The sequence below is a fragment of the Streptomyces zagrosensis genome, assembly GCF_014203645.1.
Classification (GTDB): domain Bacteria; phylum Actinomycetota; class Actinomycetes; order Streptomycetales; family Streptomycetaceae; genus Streptomyces; species Streptomyces zagrosensis.
Genome location: NZ_JACHJL010000029.1, coordinates 1 through 14,407, shown reverse-complemented (window position 1 = coordinate 14,407; position 14,407 = coordinate 1). Strand labels below are relative to the sequence as shown.

Here is a 14,407-nt window from a genome sequence, read left to right as displayed (position 1 = left end):
GCCAGGCAATGCTGTGAGGGAGTGATTACCCCATGTGATCACGCCAGCGCACGGCATGGTCCGAGCGCTGTTAGGTCTGCCAGAAAGCGCATGCGATGAAGCACACGATGACCATGAAGGTCTACCGCAAACGCCCCGGCGAGGGCCCGCCCCGGGCCAGTCAAGCCGCGACGGTCGTCTCCATCGACCCCGACGACGTGACGGAACAGTGGCTTGATGCCCACTATCCGATCCGGTGGCCGGCCTGTGCGTGCCCCAACTGCCGCAGTCGCGGGGAGGGCTGATCCTCGTGGACTTGCCCGACCACTGGCCCCCCGCCGCCGAACCGGCGGACATGAAGTTGGCGCAACTCTGCGCCATCAATGACCAGTTGGCGTCCGATGTGCCCTTGGTGGAGCACGTCGATAGGGAGCCCGCTGCTCAATCGTGCGCTACGTGCCGGACGGTGGCCACCGTCCGGGACCGTGCCCGCGCGCTGCGGGACTGGCCGCAGTACCGCAAGGCCGTAGAAGCGCTGCACGCCCATCGGCGTGCAACGCACCCGCAGGGCGGTGCCGACAGGCGAGCCCTGGTGCTGACCGGTCAGCACACCGTGCGTACCACCGATGGCACCGTGCTGCGGTTCTTCCTCGCCAGCGCAGCGGCCCGCGCCGAGGCCGACGCCGGCCCTTCCGACCCGGCGTGCGGGTGGGAGCATGCGACGGACTTCGAGTTTCAACGAGCCTACGAAGACGCGCAGTTCGATCCACAGGCGCTGGCGTCCGGCGAGTTGCGCCCCAACGTGCACCGTAGGCAACTGCCGCTGGACGCGCTCGCCGGGCCAGGCGGCTTCTTTTGGTCGGACGGCGCGGACGAGGCCGGCATCATGACCACCAACGGCCTGGCACCCGGCGAGTGCGGACTCTCCCACCTCACCGACCTCCCCAGGAGTATCGGTGGTGCGTCATGACTGGCCGGCAGGTGCAGGTGTGCTTGCTGGTGTGGAAGCCGCTGGACCCTGACGCGCCGGGGGATGTGAGTGGCGGCATGCCGCAGGTCCTGTTGGTTCGCGACGATGCGACCCCGTGGCAGGTGCCGGGCGTCATCCTGCGCCCCGGCGAGTTGCTGCTCTGCGCGTCCGAGCGCGCCGCGCACGCTGTCGGACGGGAACTGCCCAGCCGCCACCGCGTACTCGCCACGGACTTCCGGCGACTCGAACACATGACGATGGTCGTGGACGGCGGGTGGGTCTCGGGCACCGATGCCCGTACGGCAGTCGGTGAACTCAGCCCCTGCCCCTGCCACCCCACCCCTTACCGCCGTCGCTGGGCTTCCAGCGAAGACCTTGACGCCGTGCTGACGCGCGCCCTGCATGCCGCAGTAACCACCCCACCGCGAAAGGAAACCCGCCGATGATCCCCTTGCCGCGCCATTGGGAAACGCACACCCACGGCTACGCCGCGTTTTGCCTCGGGGACGGTGAAGAGTGCGAAGCGGAGGCAGACGACAGGCTCACCATTGCTGAAGTGGACGTATGGATGGCCACCCATCGCGCCCACAGTGGACACGCCCGCTTCCATGTGTCCGCCTTCGGCACCGCCGACCTGTGCGAAATCCATCCCCCCATCGCCCTCCCCATTGCCACGCCCGCCCTCCGACTTGTCGCCACCACCGCCCTCACCCGCCTGAATCGCCTCTGGACCCGCCACTACACACACGCCCTTTCGCGCTTGAACAAGCAGACGCCATAACCGTTGGTGACACGGAAGTCGCCAGGTAATGGACGTTCGCGAAGGAGCCAATTGTTGCCGCAACAAGAAAGTCTCGACAGGCCGTTGCGAACCGACCCATCGAGACTTTGTGCTGGCCCAGCCAGCGCGCCCCGCACGGCCACGTGCCGTGCGGGGCGTTGGCGGAGCCGTAGGCGGTACTCCAACTTCTAGGCGCCGCCCTAGGCCTAGCGTCGCTCGCCTTCGTATCGCAGTCGGTACGCCGATCATCAGGCGCCCGCTGAAACAAGCGCGGCACGAGTGCGTGGGATCAGGCGCGTCGTCGGAGCCACACGGGGGTTACGGCAGCGATCAGCACGGCGGCGATGCCGATTTGGAAGAAGTGCCGAATCCAGTCGATGCCGCCGGTGTCACGTACGCCAAAGGCGGTGGCGAGCCCGTTGCCCGCAAGAGCGCCGACGATACCCAAAATCACCGTGAGCCACAGGGGAATGGGCTGGCGTCCGGGAACGACGAGCTTGGCCAGCAGCCCGATGATGAGTCCGGCGATAATAGCCCACAGAAAAGACACGGTAATTCCCTTTCGATCTACTGGTAAATCTGCTCTCGCTCATGTGCCCGCAGCGGCATCCTCTAAGCATTTCCCCACGTGGTGTGCGTCTCAGTAGTTGGCTACGGCACAGGTCTCCTGGCCGTAGGCACCCGAGCGGACTTGGACGAGCTACGCGTCCTCAGTGTCCGAGCGCCGAGCGGCGCGGTGGCGCAGCCGCAAGGGCAGTACGTACCAGCAGAAGCCGAACCACAGCATGACCCCGCCGGCCAGCACCTCGGCGAGGACGCCCGGGATGACGACGCGGAGTATCAGCAGGAGGGTGCATCCGATGGTCAGGGCGAGGAGGACCATGCCGCACATCATCAAGCGAGCGGCGGTTTCCACCACTTCGTCCTTCATGCTCTGGCCGGACAGAAAGCGGTGTATGGAGACGGGCGCGATGAGCGACCCGGTGGCCGACGCACCCAGCACCACGGTGATGATGTAGATGTTCCGGTCGAAGGTGCCCAGTTCGCGAAAGAGCGGGGTGAAGGCCACGCTGAGCAGGAACCCGAAGAGAATCTGTACGCCAGTCTGTGCGACCCGCGTCTCTTGGAGGATCTCGTTCCACCGGCGGTTGACGCGCTCACGTGCGGGTTCCGGAGCCTCCTCAAGGGGCTCGGGTCTGCGGGACGTGTCGCATGCGCCGCGCGAGGGATCTTCCTCTCTTGGTTCGGTGGGCTGCTTCGTCATGGTCATGGCATCCTCCAGTTTCCAAAGAAACCGGCTGCCCTGTTGAGGTCGATCCATACGCCTCCCCGGTGAATCGGCCTCGTCAGACCCGCTGGGTGGTACGACCGTCAATGCCGCGTGCTCAACCGTTCGGGGACAGGGCCAAGCCACCGCCTCCCGGGCCAGGCCGCTACCCCCAGGGATCGGCGGCCATGACTCCCGCGATGGTGCGTCTGCTCGTGGTGCGGGTGCCGTGCCAGTCCAGGCACAGGACGGTGGCATCGTCCGGCAGGCGGCCCCGGCAGGCATCGAGCACGGCGTTGCTCAGGGCCCGTACGACCTCCCGAGGGTGCAGGGGGCCGGTGTCGCGGACGAGGGCGGGTAGATCAACTTCCGCGGCGGCCCGCTCCTGCATGCCGTCGGTCAGCATGACCAACCGATCGCCGGGGCGCAGGTCCCACTCCTGGACCTGGTAGGGAACGGGCGAGGGGACACCGAAGGGCAGGTTGACACCGAGTTCTATCTCCTCGACGGCACCGTCGCGCAGGAGTAGGGGCCACGGGTGCCCGGCGTTGACCAGGCGCACCCGGCCGTCCCGTAGACCGATGCGCGCCAACTGGCCCGTCGCCAGGCCGCGGCCGTGGTCGAGCAGGGCACGGTGTGCCCGGCGGGCTTGCTCCGCGAGGTCACACCCCGCGCGTCGCGCGTTGCGCAGGGCGCCCAGAAGCAGCGTCGCGAGGAGAGCGGAGTCCGTGTCGTGGCCCATGGCATCGGTGATGGACAGATGCAGGGTGTGGCGGTCGAGAGCGTAGTCATAGGTGTCCCCGCCGATGTCGTCGGCCGGCACCAGACCGCCCGCGATGATGAACTGAGCGGCCTCGCAGCACGGGGCCGAGGGCAGCAACTGGTGCTGGATCTCCGCCGCCAGGCTCGTCGGCGTGGTGCGCCGGCTCCCGTGGTAGAGGTCGGTGAAACGGCGGTCGGTCACGATGATGTACGCCAGGGCGTGCGCGGCCTCTGCCACCTGTCGCAGCACCGAGTCATCCGTGTGGGGGAGGGTCATCTCCAGCAGGCCGACGCAGTCGCCCCGATTGGTGACCGGCGCGATCACTCGGCGACCACCCTCACCATCAGGCTCGTGGTACAGCGCCTGATCCCTCAACACCCTGCTGTACGCGTTGTCCCCGAAAGCGATGCGCTCCCCGCCGGGACCGCTGTTGGGCCCGTCCGCCGTGACCATGCGAACCAGCTCTCGACCCACGAGATCGGCGCATAGGAAGGACACACACGACGCACCGAACCGCTTTTGAAGGCTCAGCGCGACGACATCCACCGATTCCACGGGTGACGCGTTCTCCGCTTCCGTTAGGACTTCCCCCAGGTCCAGCGCATCCTTGCCCACGACAACCTCCTCCGTTTGCCGCTGCTTCTGCCCCGGAGTGGTGGGGGGATTACCAGATTGCTCCTGGAGGGTGAAGCGATGGCCGTCAGCCCGACTGCGCCGGAGAGCCGCGGGGGCGCAGTGGTGGGGGGCCGGGGGCGCGGTTACTTCGGGGCGTTGGCGCGCGAGCGCGCCTAACGCGCTCGTGCGTGGTTGGTGGTGGCGCGTCGAGGGCCGCGGATTCGCTGGCCTGTTGGCGTTCGGGTACCGCTTGCCAGGGTGGTGGTCTGCTGGTGGGCCAGGAGTCCGGCGACGGCTTGGATGATGTCGCTCATGTGCTCGCGTCGGCCGTGGTGTTGGGCGAGAGCACGCCAGTTCTTCGGACGGGATGAACGTGCAACTCCTGGCCGACCCCTTCGCCGACTGCTGTGGGCCTCACCAGCCCTGCCCGGAGCCGGCCACGGCATCCGCGCGGCCCGCGAGCACGGCATCGTCAACGCCCTCGCCGACGTCAGCATCCCGTGCTGAGCGGACAAGGCTCACCAGGGCGCCGGCGGCACGGTCTGCACTCCGTACTGGGGCCGGTGGGTGACGCTCCCACCGGCCGAAAGTTGGTGAACCGGGCCCACGCGCGCAAAGATCCGCGCCCTCGTCGTGCCGAGCTGCTCGGCGAGGTAGTCGACGACTTCGGCCGGCACGTCGGTCGGGTCGTTCAGGAACACCCCGAGGTAGCGCGCGGTCGTGAGCTGGGCCGCGAAGCCCAGCCGGTTGTGGGACGGCCGCTTGCCCTCGATCAGCTCCCGGTCCGCGCCGTCCAGGAAGAAGAACCGCTCCAACTCCGTACGGGACGGCGCCCCGTCGTACGCTGCGTACGCGGCAGTTTGTGCATCCGTCAGAAACTCGACCGGCACCCCGGACCTCCACACAGTCAATGATCAACACGACTGCTGAAGGCTCCGCCCTCGAAGAAGTCCAGGGCAAAGCGCTCTCAGGTGCACGGGAGGCTTAGCGCCGGTTTTCGTTCCGATGTTCCTCAACCCCTTTTCCATCCTCACTCCGTCACTCCGAGTTGGTCAGATGAGGGCTGAGACGGCCTGGGTGAGTTTGGTGAGCCGGGGTGGTGGAGCACCGTAATGTGCGGAGGAGTCGCCATCACTTGGGCGTGGCGACAGTGTGCTCCGCGCCTTCCAGGAAGCCGCCCGCGGCCGGGTCGACCTCGCCCGCATCGAACGCTGGTGGGATGACATCCTGCGGATCATCGGCTCCATCCACACCGGCGCGGTCCGCGCGTACGACGTGATCCGGATGCTGTCGCGGGACGGACGGCCGACCCCGCTAGGGGACGCGATCGCGCACTACGGGCGAATCGCCAAGTCCCTGCACATCCTGCGCCTGGCCGACGAGCCCGGCTACCGCCGCCAGATCAAGGCGCAGGCTAACCTCCAGAAGGGCCGCCACGCGCTCGCCCGGAAGATCTTCCACGGCCGTTCCGGGCAGCTCTACCAGCGCTACCAGGACGGCATGGAGGGACCAGCTCGGCGCGCTCGGCCTGGTCCTCAACGCCGTCGTGCTGTTCAACACCAGGTACATGGACGCGGCCGTCGCCCAACTACGGGCGGACGGGTTCGACGTCCGCGACGAGGACGTCGCCCGCCTCTCACCGTTCGTACGGCAGCACATCAACATGCTGGGCCGGTACTCGTTCCAGCTTCCCGACCTGCCCGGCGGTCTACGTCCGCTGCGGGACCCGGACGCCGCCGACGAATGACGATGACATTGGCCGTATCTCGTCTGCCGTCCCACGACCCCGCACAGGCTTAATGATGCTCCCGCGCCACGCACTGCGCGGGTGGTTGTGACGACAGCGCGGGGGGACCATGGATCACACAGGCGGCATCGGCGTACCACCTCCCGGGCATCCGCCACAGCTTCCGCCCCGGCCCCCGCCTCAGCCGCCGCAGCCGCCTGCTCAGATGCCGCCGATGCCGCTGCCTCCCCGCGGGGGAAAGCCGCTGGAACTCCGGGTCCAGCGGCAGATCCTGTGGGTGGGGTCGGCGGCGGTTCCGTTGCGCAATGTCAGCTGGGTCGAAGCGTTCAGGCTGAAGCCCGCCTGGGGCAAGGCCGGCGGCTACCTCGTGCTGTTGGTGGTCATCGCCTTCGTGGTCTCCGCCTGGCTCGACTCCATGGGCGGGGGCGGCGGGGGCGGCGGCCCTGCTCCGGCCGTCCTGGCCCTGTTCGCCTTGGTCGTTGTCTGCGCCTTCCTGCTCTGGTCGAGGAAGCCGGTGCTGGTCGTCGAGCTGAACAGCGGTTCCAGGGTGGTCCTGACCCTGCCGACCATGGATGAACTACAAGCGATCGCCGGGCAGATCGTGTACGCGATCGACCACCCGGAATACGAGTTTTCCGCCGTCCTTGAGCAGTACAACACCACGAACAACTTCGGTTCCGTCGTCAACATGAACGGCGGTAGGGGAAACACAGGGATGACACTATGAGCGACACATCGAACAACTTCGGTTCCATCGTCAACATGAACGGCGGCAGGGGAAACACAGGGATCAACCACGGCACCGTCGTCCATAACGACGGCACCGCTCAGGACACCGAGCTGCAGGCCGCCGTGAGGGACCTCACCCGCCTCCTCGAGGACCTGCGCCCGAAGCTCACCCCGGACCAAGCCCAAACCGTGGAGAACGCGTTGCCCGCGCTCACTCCCGACCGGGCCGCCCTGCGTGAGCGCGGCATGATCCTGGCATCCGTCGCGCAGATCGCGGCGACCGTGGGCGAGGTGGGCAGGCCCGTCGTGGAGGCGCTGGGGCGGCTGCTCGGGCTGCTGGGCTGACGGGCCTGCCCTGATGGGTACGGTCATGGCCTACGTCGTAGGCAAAGCGGCGAACCCGGGCCTGGAGATAGCGGCCGAGTTCCCACGGCGTCCCCGGCCTGTAGGGCCTCACCGTCTGCTGTCCCCCGGCGCGAGCAGACTCGTGACCTCGGCGATCGCCTCCGCCGAGGGGTGGAAGTACTTCCGTACGTTCTCCGGCTTCTTGTGCCGGGACTTCGCCATCAGCATCGGCAGGTTGGCTCCGGCCTCACCCAGGTGCGTAAGGCCCGAATGCCGGTACTCGTGCAGGTCCCAGCCCGTGCCCGGCGCCCCGCCGACCGGGGTGTGGGCATCCAGCAGGGCACGGGCCTGCCCGTACGACAGCCCAGCCAGCCCGGTGTCCGGGCACACGTCGCGCGGTGCGATCACCTTCCCCGGGCCGGGGCGGCGGTGGGTGACGAAGACCGGGCCGCGGGTGCGGCCGCGCAGCAGACGGGGCAGCAGCCGCGCGGTGCCGGCGTCCCAGTAGACCGTCTCCAGCACGAAGTCCTCCCGCGCCCGCCCGCCCCGGCGCCGGGCGGCGGCGCCCTTGGCCTTCACCGGCGCCCGGCGCCCCGGCAGGTCCAGCTCCTCGATGTTCGCCCCGAGGATCTCCTCCGCCCGCGTGCAGGTCTCGTAGACCATCCGCCACAGCGTCTTCTCCCGCAGCGGAACCTCCCGGCGGGCGATCAGCCGGTCGACGGCCAGCTTCGGCCGGGCCGGGGTCTCAGAGTCCGGCGGCGTCATCCGCTTCACCCAGGCCGGCACCGCCGGGCCGTCGTAGCCGTGGTCCGCGCACCAGCCGAGCCAGGACAGCACCGCTGCTCGGCGGGCGTTCCAGGTGTTGACCGCCGCAGTGCCCCACAGCAGTTCCAGCGCCTCACCGACCTCGTCGCGACCACGGCCGCCAGCGGCCGGTCCTCGCCAAGCCGTTCGGCGGTCTTCCCGACACCGGTGCCGTAGCCGCGGGCGGTGTTCGGGTTGGCGAGCGAGCCGAGGAAGACGTCGGCCGCCGACCGGACGGTCAGCGCCTTCTCGGACCGGAGCTGGACGACGGCAGGCACCGCTTCCTCCTTGCCACAGATAACGGGGTCGCTTCGCGCAGCGGCGCGGCGACCTCGCCGCAGGTCGACTCCGGCGATGCCGCAGATAATAGGGCGTTATCTGCGGGACGACTTCCGACGGGTTCGATCGCCGACGCTCCGTCAGCCGCCCACCAGGGCCGATCGAGGCTTAGCGCCGGTTTTCGTTCCGATGTTCCTCAACCCCCGAAAAGGCCCGTCCCCTTCAACAATTATGTGAGCCGCTTTCGGCTGTCGGCAGGGCCTGTTGCGATGAAGTCACCTCGCAAGGCACGTGCATCTCCACAAACGGAGACGCTCTCGTCTCATCTCGGGAGCGGCGTTGTGCTGACGAACGCCGGCTGTGGGAGCCTCGCCAGCTGAGCCTGCTGAAGTCGCCTGCCCTGCATCCATCCGGTAACCACGAACTCCGACTCACAACCATAATTCGGGATTTCCACCGAACCTGGGGGCAGTTCAAGGATTCCAAACGAAGGTCATCCGCTCGGGCCACAGGTTCCATAATCTGGATCACACTGCCAATCATCGAAGTTGCCCTCCGGGTGCTCCAGATCATTATTGAAGTCAATAAACCAGGCAACGGCGTATACCACGAATACGACGAGGGCTAGAAATACCAGCCATGGCAACACCTTGCGGATTACACGGCCAACACCGTGGGGCGCTTGCGACCCTTGGTCAACATCCTTCTCATCATGGGTGCCTTCCCCCTCTTCATCGTCTGAGTGATTCAACCAACGATACCCTTCAACCCTTTCTTTTGATCTGTAGGAATTACTCAAGTGGCGCCCCCTCACCATTTTTTCCTCAGATTCTCGCTATGTCAGCCTGCTCCAGATCCATCTCTCATGGTCCGAAACCACCACTCGGATTATGTCCCGTACGGCGTCGCCGACGCCCGGCCCCGGTGCCGCCGGCCCTGGCCGTGCCTCCTCGGTCACTGGCCGGTGCCCTTCGCGATCTCGGTGGCCAGCGCGTGCGCGATGGGGCGGAGCAGAGGCCGCGGTGGACGAGGGCGTGGTGCGCGGTCGTCCGCTGGATTCCACCAACTCACCTGCGAGGTCCTCGCAGACGCGAGCGTGGTCTCCTCCATGCGTGTCAGGTGTGTGTCCTTGAGGACCTTGAGTCGGTACTTCGTCACGAGAACCAAGTGTGCGTGAAGGACGAAAGCGCGGTGTCGGTCACGCGGTGTCGGCAACTGTCGGCAACTGTCGGCGGCGGGGTCAGTCTTCGCTGGTTTCCGTGGGCCGCGGCGGGGTGAACCGTACCGGGGCCTCGAAGTGGGCCCGGCGCGCGGCGCGCCGGAACGTGGTGAGGACCGTCGGGCCGGCCAGCATGATGCACACGAAGTTGGTGATCGCGCGGCCGGTGTCCCAGCCCAGCGAGGTTGCGACGTCGAAGGCGACGTAGCGCTGCCACTGCTCGGTGAAGGGCAGGCCGGGCAGATAGGCGAGGGAACTGTTCGGATCGAGCGAGAACGGCCAGAACGACAGGTTGAGGAGGAAGCCGAAGAGGTAGCCGGAGCGCGACCCGTAAACGGCCAACACTCAGCACTTCGCGCCGCCCACTTGCTCGGGGGAGGAGGCCGGCGAGCATGCCGACGAAGGCGCAGCCGAACATTCGGTACGGCATCCACGGCCCGACGCCGCCGGTGATCAGGGCGGAGGCGAACGAAGACGTACAGCCGAGGGTGAAGCCGAACCCGGGTCCGTAGACGCGGCCGGCCAGCAACAGGATGAAGAAGACCGTTTCAATGCCGGCGGTCCCAGCGCCCAGCGGGCGCAGTGCCGCGTTGACGGCGGACAGTACGCCGAGCATCGCCAGGGCCTTGGAGTCGATGCCGCCCTCGGCGATCTCGGAGCGCCACGCACAGGACGAGCAGCAGGAGCACGCCGAAGATCAGCAGCGGCGCGTACTGGGAGCTGAACGTCCCTGGGGCGACGACGAACGGCCAGAAGAAGGCGACCAGGCCAAGGGCGACGGCCAGCGCGATGACGACCCCGGCCCGCGGGGTGAGCCGAATGGCCGTGGCGGCGCGGGGCGACTTCACTTGGCCTCCCGGTCGCCGTTGGCCAGCGCCGCAGTCGCCTGGCCGCTGTCGGTGGGCGCCGAGGCCGCCGCACCATTGGTCAGCGCCGCAACCTTGTGATCATTATCGGCGAGCGCCGCGGCCACCTGCTCTACGGCGAGGAAGGCCAGATACCCCTTCCCGCAGCCGTGCGCGGCGCGCGTACCGCACTGCCGTGCAGCTGCGGTGGAAAAGGGGGAATGCGTGGTCACCCGCCGTGAGTTGCTGCTGACATGACTATCGGAGTAGCACTGAGTGCGGCGAATGCCGCCAACCAGGTCGATGCCACGGTGGAGCTTGCTGCCGAGGCCGCGGCTGCCGGCTTACAGTCCGCCTGGTTCGGGCAGACCTTTGGCCCCGACTCACCTCAACTCGCAGCGATCGTAGGGCGTGAGGTGCCCGAACTTCAGGTGGGGACGTCGGCAATCCCCGTCTTCGCCCGCCACCCGCTGTTGGTTTCCAGCCAGGCCCAGACCGCGCAGGCGGCCACGCACGGCCGCTATCACCTTGGTCTCGCGCTGGGCTCCAAGACTTTTGTCGAGGTCCCCTACGGCATCCCCTTCGAGCGGCCCATCACCCGGCTGCGAGAATTCCTCACCGCCATCCGGCAGTTGCTGGAGACGGGCGGCGCCGACTTCCACGGCGAATTGCTGACCGCCACCACGCCAATTCCGGCCCGGGTGCCGGGCGCCGAAGGCGGGGTGCCCCTCCTGGTGGCCGCGATGGGCCCGCAGGCGCTGCGGGTGAGTGGCGAACTTGCGGACGGCATCCTGCCCTACCTCGCGGGCCCGCGCGCCCTGGCCGACCACATCGTCCCCGCCGTCAACGCGGCGGCCGAGGCGGCAGGTCGCCCAGCGCCTCGAATCGTCGCGATGGTCAACGGCGTGGTGACCGACGACGTCGAGTCCGCCCGCGCGACCGCCGCGGAGCAGTTGGCGTTCTATGAGCAGTTCCCGTCCTACGCCCGCGTGATCGAGCTGTCCGGCGGGACCCGGGCCGCCGACGTGGCCGTCATCGGCAACGAGGCCACGGTCGCCGCTGAGGTGCAGCGCTACCGCGATGCCGGCGCGACCGAGGTGGTGTTCGCCAGCACGGACCTGGCCGGCGACGCAATCCGCCGCCGCACCTGGGACCTGCTGGGGAGCCTGGCGGGCTGAGCGAGCCGAACGAAGCGGGGGTGAGGGGAGCGGCGGCCCGGCCGGGGCCGCTGGCCACGCCGTGGCCTCGTAACACAAACCCGCTACGTGGCCGAATGTGGTTATGCCGAGGTGTCATCTGCACGGTCGCGTCCGCCGTGGCTACCTTCGCTGTAGGCGCTGAGTTTCCCTCAAGACGCGCCGGATCGCGGCTCGGAACAACCGTCCAGGCCACCATGCCCGTCAGACGTTCAGGCCGTGCGACCGTCGTGCGGTGCAGGGTAGCGCTGTGATGCGGCTGCTCCCAGGTGAGCACAGGGCGGGTGGACCGGTTGTTCGCCCCTCCCCTCACAGCGAAGGAGCTCCACCATGTCCAGGCGACGAATACCGCTGGGGATAGCCCTGTTGGCCACGGCCACAAGCGTGGCCACCGTACTGGTGTCCCAGCCGGCTGGTGCAGGCAGCGCCGACAGCGGGTCGGACTTCGCCGGTACGCCCGCCGCGGCCGTCGCGGCCTCGCCCGCAGCGCTCAGCGCACTCCAGCGCGACCTGGGGTTGAGCGAGGAAGCGGCCATCTCTCGGCTCGCCGCGGAGTCGCGGGCCGGTGACGTGGATCGTCGCATCCGCGAGCGGCTCGGCGAGAGCCTGGGTGGCACGTGGTACGACGCACGGGGCGAGAAGTTGGTGGTCGCGATCACGGACCCGGCCGATGCCGCCGCGGTGCGCGCGGCAGGTGCTACGCCGCAACGCGTCACGCACAGCGAGAAGGTGCTGCGGACCGCGGTGCGGCGCCTGGACGGGGCGGGCGAGCGGGCGCCGGATGAGGTCAGCGGGTGGCGTACCGACCCGGTCGGCAACACTGTCGTGGTGCGGTACCGATCGGCCAGCGACAAGGCGGCGCGCGCATTCGTGCAGGCGACGGGGGTACGCACCGACCTGGTGCGGTACGAGCGCGTACGGGAAGCACCGCGCCCGCTGATCGACGTGGTGGGTGGCAACCGCTACTGGACGTCGAAGTACGGCTGCTCGGTGGGCTTCACGGTCAACGGCGGTTTCGTCAGCGCCGGTCACTGTGGCGAGGTGGGGGAGACCACCACCCAGCCGAGCGGTCGCTTCAAGGGCTCCAGCTTCCCCGGCGACGACATGGCGTATGTGCAGGTCAATGCGGGCAACACACTGGTGCCGGCCGTGAACAGGTACCGCAACAACGAGCGGGTTAATGTGGCCGGGTCGCGGGAGGCGCTGGTCGGCGCGTCCATCTGCCGGTCCGGCGGCACCACGGGCTGGCACTGCGGCACCATCAAGTCCTGGGATTCGTCCGTCGATTACGGCGAGTATGGCCAGGTCACCGAGTTGTTGGAGACCAACGTCTGTGCCGAGTCCGGCGACTCCGGCGGCTCCGCCATCGCGGGCCAGCAAGCACAGGGCGTCACCTCGGGCGGCTCCGGTGACTGCAAGCAGGGTGGAACGACCTGGTTCCAGCCCGTGAACGAGATCTTGCAGACCTACAAGGTGACCCTGGCCACCAGGTCGGGGCCCTCATCCCGCCAGTGAGTGCCTGCGCCCAAGCCACCAGGCGTCATACGCCCGGCTGCACCCCAGCCGGGCGTCATAAACGTGCTGGGTGTGCTGAAGGACCTCCTCGATATGCCGGTGCACCGTGCTGTTGCGCCGGTAGAACAGGCGCAGCTCCAGGCGGAGGGGATCGCCGGCGAGTGCCCGGATGACGAGGTGCCCCGGGCGATCGCTGCTGGTGCAAAACGTGGGAAAGATCGAGCGCTGGTCGGCGATCAGCTCCAACGCGGTGAACGGGCTGACCGTGCTGTGTTGTTGGCCGAGCGACACAGCCGCCTGATGACAGACCCGTCGTACGTAGCTCGTCCACACGGTGTGGCCGGGCGGCTCATCCACCCAGGGGTATGCGGCGAGCCGAGCCAGCGGGACCGAATCCTCCTCCGCGAGGGGGTGGTCAGGGGCCAGCGCGATGAAGACCGGTTCACTGGCCTGGGCGGTCACACTGTTCACGGCGTCGGGCACCACCAGCCGCGTCGCGGGTGGCACAGAGACCATCGCGAGATCCGTCACTCCCACCGCCAGCCCATCCACGGCGGTTTGGGCATCCAGGTCCTCGTGCAGCAGGACTTCCGAACACCACGGCAGCTCACGCAACCGCCGGGCGAGCGCGACCTGCGGATAGCCGCAGTAACCACCGATTTTCAGCGGGTCGCGGGGGCCGCCTCTGGCACCCCACGCTTGTGCGCGTTCGCGAATGCCGGTCATGCCCCGCAGGACGCTGTGGGCCTCGGCGAGGATGTCCGCCCCGAGCGGGGTGGGGATGGACCCGTTCTTCGTACGCACGAACAGCATGTCGCCGACGCTGCGCTCGATGCGTTGGAGAAGCTTCGACAGCGCCGGTTGTGACATGCCCAGCTGCCGGGCGGCCAAGGTGAGGCTCCCGGTCGTGCCGATGGCGGCGATGGCGCGCAAGTGCCGGACTTCCAGTTCCATGTGAACCTCCCGTGCGATCGCGACCCTTTGGCCTGCGTGATCGGCGGTGACCGATCCGCGGCTGGTCAGTCACTCTGGGGGACCGGTGGCCTGCGGGATAATCCCATGTCGCTATCAGGCACGCCTATACGCCAAGGCTCCGTCTCTCCAGCGTCTTCGCGGCCCTCCCAGCCCCTTCAGCCCTCATGGCCCCGCCCGGCCTCCGTTCCGGCCCCGGCCAGAGCGGCAGTGGGCAACAAGGCGCGAGGCGAGGGCGTGGAAACGAGAACCGGGGTGGGGGGGGGGGGGGGGGGGGGGCGCCCCCCCCCCCCCCCCGGGGGCCCCCCCCCGGGGGGGGGGGGGGGGGGGGGGGGGGGGGGGGGGGGGGGGGGGGGGGGGGTGTTTGGGGGGGGGGGGGGC

General features: G+C 68.4%; 15 protein-coding genes and 5 pseudogenes. 10 read left to right on the top strand and 10 right to left on the bottom strand.

What is annotated here, in order from left to right; translation table 11 throughout:
• Positions 1 to 95: 95 nt before the first annotated feature.
• From FHS42_RS33345 to FHS42_RS33330, 4 genes are read left to right on the top strand one after another with little or no spacing between them, the layout of a single operon-like run.
• Positions 96 to 284 (top strand): hypothetical protein, encoded by a 189-nt coding sequence (locus FHS42_RS33345; protein ID WP_184579578.1) that lies wholly within the window; start codon positions 96 to 98, stop codon positions 282 to 284.
• 5 nt (positions 285 to 289) lie between these two features.
• Positions 290 to 949, top strand: coding sequence for a hypothetical protein (locus tag FHS42_RS33340; RefSeq protein WP_184579576.1), 660 nt, complete (start codon positions 290 to 292; stop codon positions 947 to 949).
• Positions 946 to 1,395 carry a hypothetical protein gene (locus tag FHS42_RS33335; protein ID WP_184579574.1) on the top strand — a complete coding sequence of 150 codons (450 nt, stop codon included), beginning with the start codon at positions 946 to 948 and terminating at the stop codon, positions 1,393 to 1,395. Before FHS42_RS33340 ends, FHS42_RS33335 begins: the two co-directional genes overlap by 4 nt.
• The gene (locus tag FHS42_RS33330; RefSeq protein WP_184579572.1) at positions 1,392 to 1,730 is read left to right on the top strand and encodes a hypothetical protein; all 339 of its coding nucleotides are present in this window, start codon (positions 1,392 to 1,394) and stop codon (positions 1,728 to 1,730) included. Before FHS42_RS33335 ends, FHS42_RS33330 begins: the two co-directional genes overlap by 4 nt.
• Before the next feature lie 289 nt (positions 1,731 to 2,019).
• Here the strand turns inward: FHS42_RS33330 and FHS42_RS33325 are convergent, their stop codons facing one another.
• From FHS42_RS33325 to FHS42_RS33315, 3 genes are all read right to left on the bottom strand, one after another.
• Positions 2,020 to 2,280, bottom strand: a complete 261-nt coding sequence (locus FHS42_RS33325) for a GlsB/YeaQ/YmgE family stress response membrane protein (RefSeq protein WP_184579569.1) — start codon at positions 2,278 to 2,280, stop codon at positions 2,020 to 2,022.
• A 150-nt stretch (positions 2,281 to 2,430) separates the two neighbouring features.
• Positions 2,431 to 3,000 carry a DUF6328 family protein gene (locus FHS42_RS33320; RefSeq protein ID WP_184579567.1) on the bottom strand — a complete coding sequence of 190 codons (570 nt, stop codon included), beginning with the start codon at positions 2,998 to 3,000 and terminating at the stop codon, positions 2,431 to 2,433.
• A 163-nt stretch (positions 3,001 to 3,163) separates the two neighbouring features.
• Positions 3,164 to 4,375, bottom strand: coding sequence for a PP2C family protein-serine/threonine phosphatase (locus tag FHS42_RS33315; RefSeq protein ID WP_184579565.1), 1,212 nt, complete (start codon positions 4,373 to 4,375; stop codon positions 3,164 to 3,166).
• Positions 4,376 to 4,739: 364 nt separating this feature from the next.
• Between FHS42_RS33315 and FHS42_RS37870 the strand changes: the two are divergent.
• Positions 4,740 to 4,989, top strand: a pseudogene (locus FHS42_RS37870) (IS5/IS1182 family transposase); the annotation flags it as partial.
• Positions 4,990 to 5,013: 24 nt separating this feature from the next.
• Here FHS42_RS37870 and FHS42_RS33310 read toward each other — a convergent pair.
• A pseudogene (locus tag FHS42_RS33310) lies at positions 5,014 to 5,265 on the bottom strand (DUF4158 domain-containing protein); the annotation flags it as partial.
• 253 nt (positions 5,266 to 5,518) lie between these two features.
• Here FHS42_RS33310 and FHS42_RS33305 point away from each other — a divergent pair.
• The 3 genes and pseudogenes from FHS42_RS33305 to FHS42_RS33295 all read left to right on the top strand — a co-directional run.
• Positions 5,519 to 6,122: pseudogene (locus tag FHS42_RS33305) on the top strand (Tn3 family transposase); the annotation flags it as partial.
• Positions 6,123 to 6,336: 214 nt separating this feature from the next.
• Positions 6,337 to 6,849, top strand: coding sequence for a DUF6232 family protein (locus FHS42_RS33300; protein ID WP_184579563.1), 513 nt, complete (start codon positions 6,337 to 6,339; stop codon positions 6,847 to 6,849).
• On the top strand, positions 6,846 to 7,196 hold the full coding sequence (locus tag FHS42_RS33295; protein WP_184579561.1) for a hypothetical protein: 351 nt from the start codon (positions 6,846 to 6,848) through the stop codon (positions 7,194 to 7,196). The genes FHS42_RS33300 and FHS42_RS33295 overlap by 4 nt, the downstream gene beginning before the upstream one ends.
• 108 nt (positions 7,197 to 7,304) lie before the next feature.
• On the opposite strand, the pseudogene FHS42_RS33290 reads toward FHS42_RS33295, so the two are convergent.
• The 5 genes and pseudogenes from FHS42_RS33290 to FHS42_RS33270 form a co-directional block, all read right to left on the bottom strand.
• Positions 7,305 to 8,278 (bottom strand): annotated as a pseudogene (locus FHS42_RS33290) (site-specific integrase).
• Between the two features lie 494 nt (positions 8,279 to 8,772).
• Positions 8,773 to 9,078 carry a hypothetical protein gene (locus FHS42_RS33285; protein ID WP_184579559.1) on the bottom strand — a complete coding sequence of 102 codons (306 nt, stop codon included), beginning with the start codon at positions 9,076 to 9,078 and terminating at the stop codon, positions 8,773 to 8,775.
• A 155-nt stretch (positions 9,079 to 9,233) separates the two neighbouring features.
• Positions 9,234 to 9,437, bottom strand: a complete 204-nt coding sequence (locus FHS42_RS33280) for a hypothetical protein (RefSeq protein WP_184579557.1) — start codon at positions 9,435 to 9,437, stop codon at positions 9,234 to 9,236.
• Positions 9,438 to 9,519: 82 nt separating this feature from the next.
• Positions 9,520 to 10,346 (bottom strand): annotated as a pseudogene (locus FHS42_RS33275) (ECF transporter S component).
• A complete protein-coding gene (locus FHS42_RS33270) occupies positions 10,343 to 10,576 on the bottom strand; it encodes a hypothetical protein (RefSeq protein WP_184579555.1) in 234 nt (77 codons plus the stop codon). Before FHS42_RS33270 ends, FHS42_RS33275 begins: the two are co-directional and overlap by 4 nt.
• 21 nt (positions 10,577 to 10,597) lie before the next feature.
• Here FHS42_RS33270 and FHS42_RS33265 point away from each other — a divergent pair, with 21 nt between their 5' ends.
• Complete coding sequence (locus tag FHS42_RS33265; protein ID WP_184579552.1) at positions 10,598 to 11,521, top strand: TIGR03564 family F420-dependent LLM class oxidoreductase; 924 nt, start codon at positions 10,598 to 10,600, stop codon at positions 11,519 to 11,521.
• Positions 11,522 to 11,869: 348 nt separating this feature from the next.
• The gene (locus tag FHS42_RS33260) at positions 11,870 to 13,054 is read left to right on the top strand and encodes a S1 family peptidase (RefSeq protein ID WP_184579550.1); all 1,185 of its coding nucleotides are present in this window, start codon (positions 11,870 to 11,872) and stop codon (positions 13,052 to 13,054) included.
• On the opposite strand, the gene FHS42_RS33255 is transcribed toward FHS42_RS33260, so the two are convergent.
• Complete coding sequence (locus FHS42_RS33255) at positions 13,040 to 14,008, bottom strand: LysR family transcriptional regulator (protein ID WP_184579548.1); 969 nt, start codon at positions 14,006 to 14,008, stop codon at positions 13,040 to 13,042. The two genes, FHS42_RS33260 and FHS42_RS33255, sit on opposite strands and share 15 nt — an antisense overlap.
• Between the last annotated feature and the right edge of the window lie 399 nt (positions 14,009 to 14,407).

Bases quoted from the DNA above. Each gene is read 5' to 3' on its own strand.
- FHS42_RS33260 (WP_184579550.1), top strand. From the start codon at position 11,870: ATGTCCAGGCGACGAATACCGCTGGGGATAGCCCTGTTGGCCACGGCC.
- FHS42_RS33295 (WP_184579561.1), top strand. From the start codon at position 6,846: ATGAGCGACACATCGAACAACTTCGGTTCCATCGTCAACATGAACGGC.
- FHS42_RS33300 (WP_184579563.1), top strand. From the start codon at position 6,337: ATGCCGCTGCCTCCCCGCGGGGGAAAGCCGCTGGAACTCCGGGTCCAG.
- FHS42_RS33330 (WP_184579572.1), top strand. From the start codon at position 1,392: ATGATCCCCTTGCCGCGCCATTGGGAAACGCACACCCACGGCTACGCC.
- FHS42_RS33345 (WP_184579578.1), top strand. From the start codon at position 96: ATGAAGCACACGATGACCATGAAGGTCTACCGCAAACGCCCCGGCGAG.
- FHS42_RS33265 (WP_184579552.1), top strand. From the start codon at position 10,598: ATGACTATCGGAGTAGCACTGAGTGCGGCGAATGCCGCCAACCAGGTC.
- FHS42_RS33255 (WP_184579548.1), bottom strand. From the start codon at position 14,008: ATGGAACTGGAAGTCCGGCACTTGCGCGCCATCGCCGCCATCGGCACG.
- FHS42_RS33335 (WP_184579574.1), top strand. From the start codon at position 946: ATGACTGGCCGGCAGGTGCAGGTGTGCTTGCTGGTGTGGAAGCCGCTG.
- FHS42_RS33320 (WP_184579567.1), bottom strand. From the start codon at position 3,000: ATGACCATGACGAAGCAGCCCACCGAACCAAGAGAGGAAGATCCCTCG.